Genomic DNA, 20,089 nt, shown 5'->3' with positions numbered 1-20,089 from the left:
GTTGGGGGACCCAGCTTCGCGGCAGCGGCGCACGCCTGCAACTGGGAAGCTAATTACGCTCAAAACAGCCCCGAATCAGCGAACTATTTCATTTTTCAGCTATAGGCGGGTCTCCATGTCATCGTCTTGTACAGTCACTTGACCAGCCTCTGGAAACCCTTGATGAATGCGAGATTGAAAGGGGGCCTTATGGCATCCCTTGAGCTCATTTCTGGAGTTTCTTATGAAAAAGCTGTTTTCTTCCTTGGTTCCCACGCTCGTCCTGGCGCTCGTTTTGCCTGCCTGGGCGGTGATCCCGGACCCGCTGCCTGCGGCACCGGAGCCGGTGGAGGACATCCTACGGCTGCAGATTTTCCTCGATACGCAGCTTTTCGGCCCGGGGAAGGTGGATGGGCGGCCGGGGGACATCACCACCCAGGCGCTGAAGCTTTACCAGCGCACGCAGGGCCTGCCAGAGACGGAGGTGGCGGCGCACACGCTGGATCTCAGCAGCGTGCCAGAGGTGTACACCACCTACACCATCCGCCCGGAGGACCTGAAATACGTGGGGGATCTGCCCAGCCAGCCCTCCGCCCAGAGCAAGAAGAAGTACCTGCCGTACGATTCGCTGCTGGAGTTTTTGACGGAGCGCTTTCACTGCTCGCCCGAATTGATTGAATATGTCAATCGACCCATGAAGATGGCGGCCCTGAAGCCAGGGGATGCGGTGAAGGTGCCAAGCGTGCAGCCTTTCCTCATCGAGGAGCTGACGCAGATCGCCAAGCTGCCCGAGGTGCCGGAATTTCTCACGCGGGTGATCAAGATCGACACGCGGGAAAAGCGCCTGCGCCTGTATGAAGGGGAAAAGCTGCTGGCCACGCTGCCGATCACTCCAGGGAGTGGACACTTGGCGACACCACCGGGCACGTGGCGCATTTCAGGCATCGCGCAGATGCCCACCTTCCGCTGGGATAAGAGTGTGCTGGAGTATGGGGTGCGCAGCAGCAGCTACTTCCAGCTCCCCCTGGGGCCAAACAACCCGGTGGGGGTGATGTGGATCGGCCTGAACAAGCCTGGCATCGGCATTCACGGCACCAATCAGCCGCAGACCATCGGTCGCAGCGCCAGCCACGGCTGCATGCGCACGGCCAATTGGGACGTGGTGCGCTTGGTGAAAATGATCACGCAGGGCATGACGGTCATCATTGAGGGCCCCGCGCCCGTGCCGCGCCCGCCGGTGTATGCCAAGGCGGTGAAGGCGGAGGAAGTGCGGGCTGCCGAGGTGGTGGAGCCGCCTGCAACGGAACCCAAGCGCGGCTTGCGGCTGTTTTTCTGGAAGAAATAAGTACGTTGGCTCTGATGGAGAAGGGCATCGCCTTGATGCGATTCGCTTGCGACTAAAGCTCCGCTTTAAAGCTAGCCTGCATCAGCCAGAAAGCGCTGGTAGTCAGGTGAAAATACTCCAGGTGGATCGGGTATAATCTGTATTCAGCCTCTCTCGTCCATTCGTAGATCACGGCCTGGGAAAAGGTCTGGGGTGAACTGATCCTATATCCCATTTTTGACCCATTTGAGCCCCAAATGAAACGGTCACGGCCACGGAGCCTCGCATCGCCGAATTAGCGGCCAAGTTACAACTGCACGGCAAAAAAGGGCCATTTGGCGGCAAAATCCCCCAGGGAACGGCTCTTTTGGCGCATTTTGCAACAAAATCTCAACAGCATGGGGTCTTCGCAAGTTGGTATTTACCATGTATTTGAATTGACGCTACATGGCCCCTTCCGCTATTCTGAACAAAATACCGGAAATATCAGTCCTTCATACTAGCCCGGAGTCTCTCCCACCATGAACACCTCTCTCTCTCTCCCATCCCGTCAGTCTCTACGTCGCGGGTTTTCCTTGGTCGAAGTGGTCATGGCCGTCGGCATCATGGCTCTTGGCGTGGTGACGATCCTGGGCCTCTTGCCACACGGGCTGGAAATGTCCCGCAAGACGGCCAATGAACAAGCGGAGACCCGCATTGTGGACCTCATCGTCGGCGAAATGCAGTCGGCTGACTGGGCCACACTGGATCTCACCCCTAAACAGGTCCGTTATTTTGACGATCAAGGCCTGGAGCTGGTGGAAGGCGAGGCAGGAGGCGGCGATTTCAGCATCATGCTCAGCTACGTCGTTCAGGTGAACATTCCCCCGCTTGATGTGCGCTTGCCTAACAATGATGGGAGCATGACCCCCAATCAGAACCTCCGCCGCGTGATGATCAAAATGATCGCTGCCCCGCTGCGGGATTTTAATTTTGATGCCCCTGCCTCAACGATTCCGGTCAAAGTCTTCACCCAGTTGGTCGCCAACACGGGTCTGGCGAATAATTAGCCTTCGTTTGTGTAATTGTCTCCCCCCCGTTTGCCAGGACAATTGGCCGTAACCAACCTTTCAGTTCCCCCCCCTCCTTGCTTATGAAAACTAACCCCGCTTCCTCTGGAGTCCTGCGTGCAGCCCTCAGGCTGGTGCCAGCCCTGAGTCTGGTCTTGATGGCTCAAGGGCCCGTTTTCGGGCAGGGTGCCTCATTGACCAAGGTGGATGCCTCCTCCAACACCAACACAGCGACCACCAGTTGGCAGCAGGCTGTTGCTGGATACACGCAGACGCAGATGATTCAGGCGGTGGCAACTGCCACACGAGTTGGTGATAAGATTACAGCGATTAGCATCCAAAAAAATGGGGCGGGTTATCTGGCTGTGCCAACGGTCTCGATCACCCTTGGTGGTGGCACTGGCGCTACTGCGACTGCTACTATTACTGCGGACGGGCGCGTGGATCTTATCACGATAACTAACCAGGGGTCAGGTTACACTGGGACTCCTACAGTCACCATTTCTCCTCCGGCTCCTGGCGGAATAGGCTCCACCGTGAATTTTCACACGGACTTGGGCGTCAACAGCACCATTAATTTGGATGGCAATCGCACCATTGGGAAAATGGTTTTGGGGGACCTTTTTAATAACAGTAACACCTACACTTTCGCGTCTGGAACCGGGGGCAGCCTGACTTTTAACAACCGCGGCGATGGGGGTGGGGCGTTTGTCAATAAAATCACTGGTATCACAGATTCCATCACGGCACCCGTTACGCTCAACGACCAGCTAAACATCCGAGCGACGATTTCACGGCTGACGCTGAGCAACACGATCACGGGCAATGGCAATACCATCACCAGTTATGGCAACGGCACTTTGTCCCTGACGGGGAACAATACTGGGAGCAACTTTGACCTTGTGTTGTGGAACCGTGGCACCACGAATACGGGAGCCCAGGTGGAGCTGGGTGCCAGCTCTGGTCGTGCGGTGGGAGGAAACATCACCATCGGTAATGCCTCCCGCGGCACCTCCGGTCATGCCGTGCTTCAGCTACTTGCAGGCCGCAGCAACGACGATCAGATCCTGGACACGGCCACCCTCACGTTTGACAGCTTTGCTGGCAGCGGTCGCAATAATTATTTCAAGCTGATGGGCGTCAATGAAACGGTGGGTCGCCTTTTGGACCTCGGCAGTCTGGCGGTCATTGAAAACCGTGAATCGGAAGGGATCTTCACGGCCTCCAGGCTGACAATCGCTGGCAATGCAGACTCCTATGTCACTGGTTTCATCCGCGACAACAGCGGCAACAACTTTCAGCAGGCGGATGCTGACGGCACTGCAGGCACACGCGGGCTTGGCATTACCAAAGAAGGTGCCGGTACGCTGACCCTTCAGGGTGGCAACATGATCTTCACGGGTGGTCTCACCGTGACCGGCGGCACGACCATCCTTCGTCAGGCTACCAACTTCCGCAGTGATGTGGTGAACAATGGAACCCTGATTTTCGACAACACGGGAACCTGGGGTTTTACCAAGACCTTTGATGACCCCGACGGCTCGGGCCCCGTTCGCGCCCCGGTGCCCCAGAACCTGACCATCTCAGGCAGCGGCAATGTGGAAAAAATGGGCAATGGCATCCTGAACCTCGGCGGAAGCGCATCTGAAAACCACCTCATCGGTGGATCTTTCACCGTACGTAACGGCACGCTTAATTTCATGGGAGCTGGGGCGACAGATGGAGGCAAGATTGGCGGTTCGCTTGTCGTGGCCGGCGACTCGGGCCTGAACCGAAATGTCAGCTTGCTGGGCCGCACCACGATCGTCGGAGGCATTGATGCCACAGGTCGTTACGCCAATACAGGCAGCACCATCAGCGTCCGCGGTACCGTCCTCACCGGTGGCGATAAGGAAACATCGTTCTTTCAGGATGGTTTGGCCACCATCAATGGCGACGTCAAGCTGCGTTACATGGATCTCCGTTTGGAAAGCGATTTTGCGATTGCCAAAACCTCTGGACCAACGTCATCCGGTTCCACAGTCACCATCACCAACAGTTCCTCCATCGTGGTGGGCATGCGGGTGACTGGTAGTGGCATTCAGGCCGATACTGTCGTGACCGCCATTGATCCGGTGGACCGTGTGGTGACTCTCAGCAAGTCGGCCAACATTCCTGCTGGCTCGGGCCTTAACTTCGCTTACTCGAGCCATACGGATGGTGTCATCAACGGCACCCTGCCAAATCTGACCATCGTTGGCCGCCCAGCGACTGTCGGTGCGACGCCCGTTGCCGGCGGTCTTTATCTGGTCAATAACCGTTACTCAAACAACACCAACCGCCTGCCAGATGGCACCAACATCAACCTCAAGGGTGGGGTGATCGAATTCATCAACGACGGCACGACCAATACCTTTTCTGAGCAGTTGGGCGCACTGACCCTCAACCAGGGGCAGTCGCAGATCAATGCTTACCAAGCAGGTGCCGGGGGTACTTCGGCCCTCCGGTTTTCCTCCTTGGCTCGCAACTATGGCAGCACCGTCGAATTTTCTGGCCGTGAACTTGTGGGCACCGTCACCAGCACCGTGACCAACACCTTGGGTACCAACACCCGCAATCAGATCCTGATCAATGGCGGAGTGACGCTGGACAATGGCATCATTGGCGGCTGGGCCTGGGCCAACAATGAATTCGTCAAATATGGGGCCAATGGGGTGACCCGCCTTCTTGAAACGGACTATGCGGTAACGCTTGCCGCCACCGACCAGGCCAATCAGTGGTTTTTCGACAGAAATGTTAAAATGACGGGTGCGTCTAACTTCACCACCCTGACTCTCAGTGCTAGAAGGGCTATCAACTCTCTGAACATCCAGGCCACCACAGCGGATGGGGCGGCTGCCGCCAACCGTGCGGTGACTCTAGGCACCAACATTCTCTCCATCGAATCGGGAGGCTTGCTGGCCAACCACGGCAGCCATACCATCACTGGCTCCGGCTCCACGGGGTATCTCACGGTTGGTTCTCCGATCGGCACTCCTGCCGAGCTTTTTGTCACCACGGGCACGACTGCCAATTCCACGACGGCCAGTGCGCTGACCCTGAATACGGCGGTGCGCGACTTCATCCTGGAATTCCGCGGCCAGGGAGCGCCTGACGTGGTGACGATGCCAGCAGACAGCTTTACCATGACGGTGCCGATCAACACGGCCACGGTGCTTCAGGTCGGCATGGAAGTCACCCATGCCAACCTGCCTCCAGGCACCGTCATCACGGCGGTGGACCGCACCCAGGCAGGTGTGACGACGATAACCCTCAACAAGAAGCCTACGGCAGCTTTGGCGGCCTCGAACGCCAATCCGGTGGCGTTCAAAGGCGGCAGCGTGGGCCTCGTTAAATCCGGGCCAGGGACTCTGGTCATGCCGCTGACTTTTCAAAATACCTACACGGGTCCTACGGTGGTCAACAACGGCATCCTTCGTCTGCGTGCCAATACCAACCTGGGCACGGATCCATCGACCTTCCAGGCCGCCCATCTTCAGATCAATGGCGGTACGTTGCAGTTTGGCCGCGATTCTATCGCTGGGACTGCCGGAGTGCGTTCGCCCGACTTTAACGACTACATGATTACCGATGGCAATCGCGGCATCACTTTTGGTGATGCGGGTGGCCGTCTTGAAATTGGCCACATCAATCCTAGTCCCCGGCTTGAGACTGCTGGCAACATCACCCAGGTGGTGAACGTCACCATCACCAACCCGATTTATGCCACGGGCGTGGTTGAGTTGGCTGTGCGCTCAAATGTGGGAATCAGCGAATTCAACTCCCTGGTTCTGGGCGATGAAGATTCCGAAAACTACTACGGCGGCGGTATCAAGACCGAAGGTACTTATGACGGTAAGGCCCTGATCTATGGTAATAACTACGTGAACGGCCTTTTCATGGAAGGCGGCCGAGTGGAGTTCTTTGGCAATAACAATTTTAGCAGTGATATCCGCATCTTGAGCGGTCAGCTCACTTTGTACGGCAATAACACTTACAACAACACCTCTGCTTTCACCGACACGATCACCATCAACTCGGCGACGGTGAATCTCCTCTCTGAAAGTGCCTTGGGCACGGCCGGCATCAAGGTGAACATGACCGACAACGCTCAGTTGCGTTTCCAAGGAACGAACCAAACGCTGCTCAGCCTCGCTGGGACTGCCAGTTCGACCATCAGCAATGGTCATAGCCGCCCTACAGGCACCGGGACAGAGCAAGACAATCCTTCGACGCTGACCGTACAACTGCCCATCAATGAGACCTACAACGGTCGGCTCAATAACGGTGGCAGCAGCAAGTTGAACCTCGTCAAAACGGGCCCCGGCCGTCTGGCCCTCACCAGCAATGACAGCGACTTTACCGGCGATGTAAGCATCCTCGAAGGTGTGATTGATGTGACGACCATCACCTTTGCCGGTGGGCAGTCGGCTCTTGGCAAAGGCAGCCGTGGAAACGCCTCTGAAATCTTCATTGATGGAGGTGCCCTCTCGTTTTCTCCCCGTGGCCAGCAGTTCACCAACCGTTCTTTCTCGATGGGTGCTGGCATCGATGCCGCCACCTTGGTGGCCAACGGTCTGAACCAGGCCGCCCGTGTGATTTTGGGTTCCGCCTTCACTCTCTACCCAGGCACCCAGTTTGAGGAAAGTTACCTCAGCCAGCCTGTTGGTCTCGTCGGTGCAGGTTCACGCACTCTGACCCTCAGCGGGGTCAATACAGGGGATAATGAATTCCAGCTTCAGCTTTCAGACAAGTCTGCCACTGAAGCCACTTCTTTGCTCAAGGCAGGCCCTGGAACCTGGGCTCTCGGCACGGCTGCGAACTTCAGCGGCGCGGTGACTCAGCAGGAAGGCGTTCTCGCCGTTCTTGGCAACGACACTCTCGGCACCAGCAACGGTATTCCGACCACAGTGGGCCTTGATCCAGCGAATACTCTGACGGGTGATATCCCGAATGGCACGGAAGTGACCTTCCCGAAATTTTATGAGACCATCCTTCCTGTGGGGCTCCAGGCAAACAGACGCTACTACGTCATCGCGTCCAATGGCACCACTTTCCAGGTGGCGACATCTCCTGGCAGCACAACCGCCGTCAAGCTGACTGCTCTGAAAACGTTCAACGAGGATTTCGAAGAGATCCCCATCTATCCGGCCAATGTGGTTTTTGTTCCGAACATTCAGTCTGTGGCCTCAACGGTCGGTCTGGATGCGTCCGATACCTTCAGCGGCAATCTCATCAACGGCACTGCTGTCGTCTTTAGCTACGGTCTTCCAAACCGCGCAACTATCACCAACGCGCAGACGGGCGCGACGCTGCCTGGGGGTATCACTACTTATGAGACTTACTACGTCGTCAATGCCACAGGCACGACTTTCAAAGTTGCCCCGACACCTGGGGGAACCGCGCTTAATCTGACTAGCAATTCCACCGGCAACATCATCTACACTGCCTCAGGTCCTGGCATTTCCACTTCGGGAGTCAACATCATCGGCGGTCGTCTGGAACTGCGCAATGTGGACTACATGACCCATGAGACGCTCACTTTTCAGGGTGGTGCCCTATCCGTGCCCGCAAAAACAACGGCGACTTGGGCTGGCAATCTGGACGTCCAGGCCAACACCACGTTTACGGTTGGTGCGAATTCGGAACTTGTCCTGAATGGCAACGTCATCGGCACACGGTCCCTGACCCAGTTGGGTGAAGGGATCATCCGCATGCGGGGTGAAACTATTACGCCCACCCAGCCGGATGCAAGCCTTGCGGAACTGGACAGCAATCGTCGCACATACTCGGTTCAGGCTGGGACCTTGATTCTGGATTACGGTATCAACAACAATTCTAAGCTTGTGGATGTTGCCACACTCGTTCTCGGTGGCGGTCGCCGTGGGGGCATTCTGAGACTGCAAGGCGGCAGCCACGAGGAGGTGGTTAACAATTTGAGCATCCAGCCCGGAGCCAACCAGATCTATCGGGACAGCGGCACCAGCACGATCCGTCTCAATACAATTTCAAGAGCAGAGGGTTCGTCCCTCTACTTTGACCTCGCTCGCATCGCGACGGTGGACAATCTCAACATCAACAATATTCTCGGCGGTTGGGCCATCATCCGGGATGCCGTGGTCAATGCAAGCTGGACCCTTCGTGGGACGGTTAGCCGTAATTTTACCGCCAACGTCTCCACGGATTTGCTGACGCCTACGCCGGTTGGGGTGCATTATCTGGCCAATGGCAGCCCCGTCCGGCTGACAACTACAGGCAGTCTGCCATCGCCGCTGCTTCCAAACAAAACCTATTACGTGGTCAGCGCGTCTGCCATCCGGTTCAAGCTTTCAGAAACACCTGCTGGCCCTCCTATTGATATTTTGACCACAGGAGGTGCTGGTGGAGATGTGCACACAGTGGCGTCCTACCAGCCACAGCGTGCAGGTCCATCCACCCTGGTCTTCATGGCCAATCCAGACATCTATCCCGGTGCTCTGGGCAACGACATTTTCCGTGTTGAAATCGATAATTCAGGCGTCGCTGGAAACATCACCTCTCAGCTCACGGTACCCCCGGAAATCACGCCCGCCACGCCCCTGATCTACCGGATCATCACCACCACCACCAAGAGCAGCGCCAATGACATCGTGGCTTTTGTGAATGGCACCGATATAGTTGTGCGGAATTACCTGAGCGTCACGTCTTCGGGCAGTGACCTCATTTTGGATCCCGGCGATTATGGCCCCCAATTGCTTCAGGGTGGCACCAACGACAATGGTAGCCAAGAACTCGGCTGGGCCCGCAATGGTTCCAACAGCTTGGACGGCCTGGTGCAGGTCAACAGCGTCTATTCCGCCAACTCTTGGCAGGAAAATGCCAACACCAACATGGTGAGCAATACGGATGTGCAGGAAGGCAGCTCCACCTACACACTGCGATTTGCCTCTAGCGCCCCGATCGCTGTCACCTTGGGTGGTGGCAATGAGTTTGGCGGCATCAGCACCTTGCAGACGGGGGCCATCCTGGTTTCTCCGACTGTCGGTGCGAATGATTCCAGCATCATCGGTAGCGGCAGCCTTGCCACTCTCAATGAGGGCAACCTGCGCGACTTCATGATCCATCAGTATAATGAGCAGGGGGACCTTGTGATTGGTGTGCCTCTTCTCAATCGCGATCCCGTCGTTCGTCGCGGTCGCCTCACCAGTGGCAACCGTCGTATCATCAGCGGTCTGACGACCACGGCCGGTCTGGAAGTCGGCGCCACTGTCGCTGGCCCTGGTATTCCTGGGAGCACCGTCATCGCTGCGATTTTGGATAGCAACACCGTGCGTCTTAACAATGAAGGACCCAACAGCGACACGCGTGTGGAGCTGACCTTCACGGTGGCAGGCAATCAGATCAAACGTTTCGGCACTACTCAGAGCTCGACAACCCAGAACCGCATCAATGGCGTGGTCAACCCAATCACTGGGGCTCTTTCCACCTCCGACATTTACATTAACATGCCGATCTCCGGCCCCGGTATCCCAGCGGGTGCTCTGGTGGGTAGCATCGTCAATGAATCGGACATCACCCTCAATACCAACCACTTTTTCAATGCGGAACCTGAGGGCATTGTCTCTGAGTTTACGCTCACCCCTTCCGTGGGTGTTCAGAAACTGGGTGGCGGTACGTTGATCCTCAGCGGGAACAACACTTACAATGGGGTCACTTTCATTGCAGACGGGGTGCTCCGGGCGCAAAATCTGACGGACGGAGGCATCGCTGGCAGCTTGGGTGCCTCGACCAATACCGCAGCTAATTTGGTCTTCAATGGTGGTACTCTTCAGTACATCGGTGAAAACAATTCAAACAACCGCAACTTCACCATCACTGACTTTGCTCGCATTGACATTGGTCATGAAAAGACCACCTCTATTTTTAATGGTTCTATCTCTCTTTCCGGAACCATCGGGGCCTCTGACCGATTGGAAAAAACCGGTTCAGGGACACTGGAAATGCGCGGCGGTGGCAGCCTCAACGAAATCAAGGTGGATGAAGGTAAGCTACGGGTCCAATTGGTGGATCTCAATCCAGCACCTGGTTCAGGCAACATTTCCAACTTGGGCCAAAATGGTCTGGCTAGCCTGCGTCTCGCAGGGGGTATCTTCGAAGTGCGCGGCGCGGCTGAGACCAATTCGGGCCAGACTTTCGGGGGGTCTCTCTTTGTAGATGAAGGGGCCTCCAAAGTCATCGCCACAAGCGTTTCTGGGTTTGATCCTAACAACCTGAGAATCGGGGCCCAGGCGCGCACCACCACTCTGACCCTCATGGGTGGGGAGGAAACGACCCGTGTCCTTCGTGCTTCGGGAGGCACGGTGCATTTTGTGGAAAATCCGGAAACCAATTCCGGTGCCGCCAACATCATCTTGAATACCAATCTTTTTGATCGTGCGCAGATTCTGCCATGGGCAGTTTACCAGAACACGGCCGATACCGGCACGCCTGGAGTGAACAACTTCGCTTCTATTTCTTTGACCAGCGCTGGTGTGGTCTCGGCAGACTCCCTCTTCCTGCACGATCTTGGCAGCTTCTTCATGAATGCCAACAATTGGGGCACCGTCGAGCCAGGTACTGCGGTGGATGCTTCTGAAGGCGGCACTTTGCAGGTCAACTTCACCTCTGGCATCACGGCAACTACTGGCAGCAAAGTCCTGCTGGTCTCTCCAGTCCAGACGGTCAATTTTAACAGACTGCTGGTGGGCATGAGCGTTTTTGGTCTCGGTATTCCTGCCGATACGCAGATTGAATCCCTGGATCCCATTACTTTCACCATCACTCTGACGAAGGAAAGCACCGGAGACTTTTCCGATACAGCCTATCTCTTTGAGCAGAAGCGCACCTTTTTTGGCCGTGTGGGTCTTGTAGATCCGAACAAGCCAGAGGATGATTCTGTGAATGTAGAGTTTGGCCGCGATCGTGAGCTTAATACGCTGCGTTATTACAGCGATGCGGACAGCACGATCACCATTGATGAAGATAGTACGATGAGACTCACCTCGGGGGCTATCCTGGTTGCCTCCAACGTCCGCGGTGGCAGCAAAAACATCGTTGGCCCCGGCAACATCACTGGCGTGGCCGCCGCAGGTGACAGCAGTGATTTTATCGTCCATAACTACAATCCGTCTTCAGACTTCACCATTGGAGCCAACATTGTAGATAACGTTCTGCGCTTGGAATTGCCAAGGGCTGGGTTGCCCGCCCTCGGTGCAGGCAGCATTGAAGCAGGTCAGACGACCCTGAACTCCAATGGACGGGCCTTTCAAATCTTCAACCGCATCCATCCAGGGATGGAAGTGACTGGTCCCGGCCTACAGACAGATACCTTCGTGGTCGCCACGGTTACCTTGCTGAATCAGATTGTGCTCAGCAAGCCGGCGCTCACCACCCATATTGACGCAACCTACATTTTCCGTTCCACGACCAACTTCGTCCAGAGCGGCACAGGCACCACAGTCCTGTCTGGTACGAATATTTATACGGGCAACACCTTTGTTCATGGCGGTGTTCTGCGCCTGGATTCGGCCACGGCCCTTCCTGGTGGCATTTCCACTTCGGCTCCCCTTGCAACATCCAGCCACATCATCGTCAAGGATGGCGTCATCGGTCTGGGGTCAGGAGATTTCACCCGTAACCTCGGCACGGCGGCGAATCAGATCGAGTTCAAAGGAAGCGGCGGTTTTGCTGCTTACGGTTCTAATCGGTTGGTGAATTTCGGCGGTGCGGGTGCCCGTCTGCGATTTGGTAATGATGGATTCGTCACGGACGGCTCCTCCCTGATTTTGGGCGCGTCGGATGCCACTCACAAAGTGACCATCGTCAATCCAATTGACCTCGGAAGCTTCAGCCAAGTCGTGCGGGTCAACAATGGTCCTGCTGACATCGAAGGCGAGCTGTCCGGCACACTTTCCGGGGTGGGCAAGCTCATCAAATTTGGCCAGGGCACCCTGCGTCTCAGTGGTCAGAGCACCCACACGGGCGGCATTGAGATCTCCGACGGTCGTCTGGTGGTGGCCAATGTGCCGAATGTCTTGGGACTCGGCGCTGGCGCAGTATCTCTGGGTACCAGCAACACCAACACCTCGAAAAATGCCGCCATTGAGCTGGCTGTTGAAGGCGGTAATGTGAGCAAAAACATCAACGTGGGCAATGTCAATTCCCGCGGCCCAAACTGGCTAGCTCGTGGCACGGTGGACACTTCCGCCAGCGACTTGGGGACTCACTCCTCCATGGCACTGGTGAATGGCAATCCTGCCATTGCTTATTACGATGCGAGTACGCAGGATCTGAAATATGTCCGCGCGGCCGACGCTCGTGGGAACACGTGGCTTCCGCCTGTGACTCTCGCCTCCCGTGGCGATGTGGGCAAATATCCATCCCTCTCGGTGATCAACGGCACTCCAGCCGTGAGCTACTATGACGCTACCAATGGCACTCTCTGCTACATTCGTTCCACAGACAGCAGCGGGGTCTTCTGGGCTGCCAGCGTCATTGCGGATTCCAGTCCTGTCAGCGCCATCGGCATCCAGTCCGATGGCAAGATAGTCGTGGGCGGCACCTTCACGGAATTTGATGGTGTGGCGCAGACCCGTCTCGCACGTTTCAGCAGCACAGGCGTGCTGGACACTGGATTCAATGTTACGGTGAGTGGTGAGGTCCGTGCGATTGTCATTCAGTCGGATGACAGCATCATCATTGCCGGTGCTTTCACCAAAGTGAAAGGCAGCGGTGCGGGGCAGACCGAAACCGATCGTAACAACATCGCACGCCTCTCCAGTTCTGGAGCGCTGGATGCTGGTTACAATCCAAATGCTGACAACACCGTGCGCACCCTGCTTCTGCAGCCGGATGGTAGCTTGCTGGTAGGAGGCGTGTTCTCTAATATTGGTGGTAGCGGTCGCAACCGTCTGGCTCGTCTTACGAGCGCAGGCATCGCAGATGCCTTCAACCCGAACGTGGACGGTGAAATTTTCGCCTTGGCTCTCGAAGCCGATGGCAGCGTGCTTCTGGGCGGTAGCTTTCTGAACGTCAGTGGCCAGTCCCGCAATCGGTTGGCTCGAGTCAACTCGGCCGGCGTCCTTCAGGCCTTTAACCCGAATGCCAACAACGTCGTGCGTGGCATCGTGGTGGCCGGGGACGGCAACATCTATGTCGGTGGCCTTTTCAGCACCCTGGTCGGCACAGGCTCTGGCACCACTTTTACGCGCAACCGTTTGGCCCGTCTGCTGCCTGATGGCAAAGTGGACTTCACCTATGGGGTGGAAGTGAATGCCGAAATCCGCAGCATGCGTCTCTTGGCTAGTGGCAAGATCGCTGTGCTCGGTATCTTCTCTGGGGTTGGCCAGACTTCGGTCAATTTCCTCGCCAATCTTAATCCAGACGGCTCGGTGGACACGTCTTTCGCGCCCAACCCCGACTATGAAGTCCGGGCCATTGCCCAGCAGACGGATGGCAAGCTGGTCGTCGGCGGTTTGTTCAGCAATATCGGTGGAGGCACGCAGCACATGCTGGGCCGTCTCAATGTGAATGGAACGCAGGATGTGAGCTTCCTTCGCAAAGTCAATGACCGCGGCCAGTTCACCTCCCTTGCATCAGCAAACACCGGTTCTCCTGTGAACGGGGTTCCTGCCATTGCTTACTACGATGTCGCCCAGAGCGATCTTCGTTACGTTCGTGCCGTGGATGTCAATGGCAACGACTGGGTTCCTTCCCGGCGGCTGGATGGTGCAGGAGGTCTTAATGTTGGCGAGGGCACATCCATGAAGATCGCCAACATCGGTGGTGACATCATTGTGGAAAACCCGACCAATGGCACGGCCACCATCACCACGCTTTCGAACCTGGGCAACCCTGCCATCGCTTACTACGATCAGCAAAATGGCAACCTGAAATACATCCTCTCCTATGACTCTGCTGGTGATGCCTGGAGTACGCCAGAAATCCTGGAGAACATCGGCACTGGCGGTGGCCATCTCTCATTGGAAATCGTCAATGGGTTCCCCGGCATCGCTTACTACAAGAACACAAATAATCCTCCAACGGCTCCCCGTGGTCTCTATTATATTCACGCCACCCATGTCGGTGGGCTTACCAGCAACTTTGGCGCTGGCGTGACGCAGCCTATCGTTGGCGTTTCTTTCGAGTCAGCCTTTGGAGCTCCTCAATTGCTGGACAGTGGCAATGCAGCATCGCCTGGCCAGGACATCGTTGGTCAATATCCTAGCCTTACCGTCGTCAACGGCCAGCCTACCACGGCTGCAGGCACACCCGCTGTGGCCTACTATGATGCCACGCGCAAGGACCTCAAATACGTGCGGGCCAACACGGCCTCGGGCATGCCCACCGGCAGTTGGGGCCAGCCGATCATTGTCGTGAATTCGGCAAACGACGTCGGCCGTTACACCAGCATGATCATGACAGATGGAGTTCCCGGCATCAGCTACCAGGATTTCAATGAGGAACTCGACGAGCGACGTTTGAAATTTGTCCATCTGACGGATGCTTCAGGCTATTCCAAACTGACCTTCACTGGCGACACCACCCTGTCTGGTGGGATGAACCTGGACGGCATGGCCATTGTCTCTCCTGAAAATGGCAGCACGGTCACGGTCACGGGTGCCCTTACAGGTTCGGGCGGCTTCCGCCTGAATACTGACGGCACGCTGGTCATCAACAGCTCGAACAACAACTTTGGCGGTGGACTGGGCGAGCAGGACAACGGCAGTGCACGCGTGGTCATTCGCACAGGTAATCTCCTGCTGGGCAGCAGCACCGCGCTGGGCATCAATACCAGCGGCATTAACAATCCTGCCTGGCATGGCCGGGTGGATCTGGGTGACAGAAATGGCAACCCTTTCCTCACCAATCCGCAGGTCTCCGTTCTGCGGGCGACCTCCGGCACCAGCGTGCTGGCTGGCGGCGGCTCCTTTGATGCCGGGCTGGGCGCGGGCACCTTTGTGAATGTGGCCAATGTGGTGGACGGCTTCACCTTCACCACCAGTGATATTAACAGCCTCGTCCTGGTGAAGGATGAGCTAGCCCATCCTGAGCGCAACGGCGTTTACCTTGTGAGCATCCCCAATGGGCAGCCTGCAGGCACGATGAATCTTGTCCGTGCACCCGCCCTGGATGCATTGAACGAATTTGTCTATGGCACCAAGGTGGGTGTCCAGACAGGCAGTAAAGCCAATGAGATTTACTTCCTCGCTAGCTTGGTGAAGACGGTGAACACTTCGCCTGTGCTATGGGCCCAGACGCTCACGGTGGATCGCGCCACGACAGGCTTTAGTCTGACCCGTGACAAAGGCCGTTTCGACGCCACTCATAACGGACTTTTCAGCAACGCTGGCGGTCCTGGAGCTTTTGTGGAAATCGACACCACCATTGATGGTCGCACTTTCACGGAAGCCGACGTCGGCACCCTGATCTTGGTCAAAGACGAACTGGAAAACCCCGCTTGGAACGGAGTTTACCAAGTCATTTACAGCGCGGGCCTTCAGCTTGACGGCACGATGAACCTTGTCCGCGCACCTGAGCTCGATCAGTTGGCCGAACTGACTTATGGCACTCAGGCCCGTGTCACCAACGGCACGCATGCTGGTGAAGCCTACTTTATTGCCAGCCAAGTCAGTGATCTGAACAATTCGCCAGTCCTTTGGACTCGTGATGTCGCCGATGGAGATCTCTCCCTCCGCACTGCCGTCAGCGGCCTGACCATTTCCCAAGCCATTGATGTCAATGCCCGTCAGGGTGCTGGCAGCATGAGCCTTGGCTCTGCCACTTCCATGACCACCGGCAATGCCACCTTCACAGGTGACATCACCCTCCGTGATAATCAGGCGCAGATCGCTGAAATCCAGAAGCTGAATCTCGATTCCAACATCCTCTCTGGCTATGGAGTCAGCATCAATGGCAACATCACGGAAGCTCGTGGCACGGCTGGTTTGGACAGCAATAATAATCCGCTGCCAGCCGATTCTCTCTCCCTGGTGAAGACCGGCACAGGCGTCGTCACCTTGCGTGGCAACAACAGCACCTTCCATGGTGGCGTTAGCGTCAATGAAGGCACTCTGTTGGTGATGAACACCAATGTGACTACGGGCTCTGCCACCGGTTCTGGCACTGTCCGTGTCAATGCGGGCGCAGTCCTGGGTGGCATTGGCCGCATCGGTGGACCTGTGGAACTGGTAGGCACAGGCACGGGGATTGAAACCCGCGCCACCCTGCGCATCGGTGATCCGACTGTCACCTCTCCTGAGGAAAAACTGACTCTCGGTGGCCCTCTCACCGTGGGCGCCAATTCCGTGGTCGAATTCACCCTCGGTGCCAACAATCTTACCAAGCTTGCGGGCACTTCCGTGAACATCACGGAAACCGGACGCCTGCTAGTGCAGTTGGCTGCCGGCTACAACCCTGCAATCAACACTTCGTTTGATATTCTGGATCTGACAGGATCTCTCACCTTCGGTCCTGGAAACCTCTCGGATTACGTGAGGCTTCCTGGACAGTATCTGTGGGATACTTCCACCTTGCTCAGCCAGGGTGTGATTCGCATCACCGGCCTGACCGACGATGTGGAAATCACGGCCCAGCCTGTGGCTATCGCCGTCAACCCTGGTCTTGGTACCATCGCGAACTTCAGTGTCACCGTCGCTGGCAGCCCTCAGTTTGTCTATCAGTGGCAGAGAAGCATTAATGGCGGTGCGTTTGAGAACATCGGCGATCCTGTCCGCAGCAGTCAGCTCACCAACACCTTCTCGAAGACCGGCATCTTTGAGGCAGATCAAGGTCTGTATCGTGTGGTGGTGACGAATGGTGAAGGTGCCTTCACGGCAACCAGCAACCCAGTGCTTTTGACCGTCAACGATCCTCCGGTCATCGCGGTGCAGCCTCTGCCTCAGTCGGCCAATCCGAATGGCTCTGTCAGCTTCACCGTGCAGCTTGATTTGATCAACGGCGGCCCGCCTCCTTACGCTTTCCAATGGAGACGCGGTACGACGAACATCAACTCTGGCGGTCGTTTCTCCGTGACCTCGGATGCTCAGACGGGCTTCTCCACCCTGACCATCACGGGCTTGCTGGAAAGTGATGAGGACAGCAACTACAACGTCGTCCCGAGCAATCTTGCTGGCAACGGCCCTGTGAGCAACCTGGTGTCACTCACCGTTAACAATCCGGTGGTCATCACATCTCCCCCTACTTCGGTGCAGGTGAGCACGGGCGATATCGCCTTCTTCCGTGTGATTGCCACAGGCACGCCGACGCTGACCTACCAATGGCAGCGCCGCGAGGCAGGTGGTGTGTTTGCAAACATCCCTGGCGAGACGGCCAGCACCTTGAGGATCGCGGGCATCACCAATAATGACAACGGTGACGAAGTGCGGGTGGAAGTCACCAACTCGGTCGGCACTGTTCCTAGTGCTGTCGCCTCCATCTCGGTGGTGGAAGGTGTGCCAAACATCCAGCTTCAGCCTGAATCTTACACGCTGGTTCAGGGTGAAAATCTGGAACTCATCACCCGCGTGGGCGGTGCCCAGACGGGCCGCACCGTGGTGTGGAAGCGCAACAAAGGCGCTATCAAACTGGGCGACACTGTAGTTGGCGGCGTCACCTCGAAGATCTCCGTCACGGAAGAGCTGGATGGCACCGTGCTGGTTTCCACCCTGCGGATCGAAAACATCACCCCAGCGCTCGCCGGGGAATTCACCGTCGAGGCCAAAAACGTGAACGTCACCAAACCTACCCTCTCGGTTCCTGGAACTGGACAGGTGGTGGTGGCCTCCAATCCTGACGTCAATCTGCCAGCTTCCAATAAACCCAAAACGAAGGCCACCATGACGGTCCTTGCCATGGGACCGAAGGGAGTGACCATCGGTTACAAATGGAAGAGATTGGTGAACAGTGTCTTTGTGGACATCCCTGCAGAAGATCTGCTGGACTTCACTGGCGTCACGACCAAGACCCTGACCATCAACAACGTCGAAGTGGCAGACCGCGGCACCTATGCCTGCGAGATCACGGGTGTCGGAGATCCTGCTGTTCGCATGGCAGGTACTCATCACCTGAAGGTTTACACGGAAGGCGCAGACCTGGAAGAGATCGAATTCCCATTCGCCATGGTTGGGTCAGATTTCGAGTACCAGATCCCTGTGGACTTCGGTGTGGACGGTTCCAAAACCCCTGTTAGCTATGCGGCCGCAGGTCTGCCTGCGGGTCTGAAACTGGATGCCAAGACTGGCAAAATTACCGGTCGCCCTACCAAGGCTGGCGCATTCGCGGTCAAGGTTTCGGCCATCAATGCTTTGGGCACCTCCAAAACCGATCCGATCAATCCAGTTCTGACCGTCCAGGCCATTCCTGAAGGGGCAGTGGGTGTCTTCGCAGGCTGGATTCCACGGGATGAACTCAATGGCGAACTCGGCGGTCGCTTCGACATGACGGTCACCGCCCTGGGAACCTTCTCCGGCAGAGTCACGCTCGGGGGCAATATTCACGCCTTCAAAGGTATCCTCGATATTGATCTCGATCCTGACACGGGTGTCCCACAGTCACCCAATGCCACGATCACGATTGCACGCACGGGCAAGCCTGTGCCGCCACCGCTTACGCTGACTTTCGCTTTGAATCCTGACCAGAATCGCCTGGCTTCGGCTTCCCTGAGCACGACGGTCCAGCAGGAAGTGGACGGTCAGATCGAATTTGTGGACCTGGAGGTCGCCTTCACGGGCTGGCGCAACAAGTGGTCCAAGAACCTGCCTGCCAATCCGTATCTAAACGAGCTGGCTGTGTCTGATTCACCGGTCGAAAAACCCCCTGTTTCCGGTTACTACACCTTTGCCCTCATGCCTCCGGACGCGTCGGCTGATACTATTCCGCAGGGAGACAGCTATGCTTCCTTCACGGTGAATGCGTTGGGTGGCCTTAGCATGGTCGGCAGAACTGCGGATGGCCAGACCATCACCGGGGCTCAGTTTGTGGGCCCGAATGGAGAGATTGTGATGTATCAGGCTCTTTACAAAGCGCCTCTTCGCGGATCGCTGGTGGGCCAGATCACCCTTAATAAGGTGGATGACGGCAAATACGCCGATAACATCATCTCCGCCAGCCCTGGGACGGCGCCGACCTGGAGTTGCCCGCCGAATCCAAAGGCCACCAGCTATCTGGCAGGCTTCGGCCCCATCACCCTGACGGTGACTGGCGGTGCCTACGAAGATCCGACGCGCAAACCGGTCCACAGTGATGATGTCGGTCCGTTCCCGCTGATTCTGGGCATTGCCCGGACTCTGGTAGAGGCTGATAACAAAGACAATGCCACGTTGTTGTTCTCTCAGGATGGCATCGAAGGCATCGGGCCGCTGATGACCCCCAACCTGCCGTACCCCGGCAGCACGGACAAGGTGGATGTGACCGCGAAAAACACGGTGGTCGTGCCGAAGCAAATCTCGGGTGGAATCAATGTGAACCCTTACGGGACAACACTGACTGTCACGGCCAAGACCGGGGCCATCAGAGGCACGGTGATGGTCCAGCAGCTTCTCCTGGGCAAGCTGGTCAAACGCACGGCGGCCTACCAGGGTCTCATCGTCAGGACGGACGAAGGGCTACGTGGCGTCGGTTACTACCTGATGGTGAAACGCTCGAATGAAAAAGTGCCGCTGATTTCCAATCAGGTGCTGTTTTCACCTGCTCCTTAAACCCC

At 56.7% G+C, this 20,089-nt stretch carries 3 protein-coding genes; all 3 read left to right on the top strand.

Annotation, left to right across the window (positions count from 1 at the left end):
• Window positions 1-223: 223 nt before the first annotated feature.
• Window positions 224-1,324 carry a L,D-transpeptidase family protein gene (locus ABEB25_RS12740; RefSeq protein WP_345736791.1) on the top strand — a complete coding sequence of 367 codons (1,101 nt, stop codon included), beginning with the start codon at window positions 224-226 and terminating at the stop codon, window positions 1,322-1,324.
• Between the two features lie 500 nt (window positions 1,325-1,824).
• A complete protein-coding gene (gene vccB, locus ABEB25_RS12735) occupies window positions 1,825-2,352 on the top strand; it encodes a Verru_Chthon cassette protein B (protein ID WP_345736790.1) in 528 nt (175 codons plus the stop codon).
• Window positions 2,353-2,435: 83 nt separating this feature from the next.
• Window positions 2,436-20,084, top strand: a complete 17,649-nt coding sequence (locus ABEB25_RS12730; protein WP_345736789.1) for a beta strand repeat-containing protein — start codon at window positions 2,436-2,438, stop codon at window positions 20,082-20,084.
• The last annotated feature ends 5 nt before the right edge of the window (window positions 20,085-20,089 follow it).

Source organism: Prosthecobacter algae, from assembly GCF_039542385.1.
GTDB lineage: Bacteria > Verrucomicrobiota > Verrucomicrobiia > Verrucomicrobiales > Verrucomicrobiaceae > Prosthecobacter > Prosthecobacter algae.
The sequence above is the reverse complement of the archived record's forward strand: the minus strand, read 5'-3'. Positions and strand labels throughout refer to the sequence as shown.

Excerpts from the sequence above, each read along its gene's own strand:
- ABEB25_RS12740 (WP_345736791.1), top strand. The coding sequence starts at position 224 with ATGAAAAAGCTGTTTTCTTCCTTGGTTCCCACGCTCGTCCTGGCGCTC.
- vccB (WP_345736790.1), top strand. The coding sequence starts at position 1,825 with ATGAACACCTCTCTCTCTCTCCCATCCCGTCAGTCTCTACGTCGCGGG.
- ABEB25_RS12730 (WP_345736789.1), top strand. The coding sequence starts at position 2,436 with ATGAAAACTAACCCCGCTTCCTCTGGAGTCCTGCGTGCAGCCCTCAGG.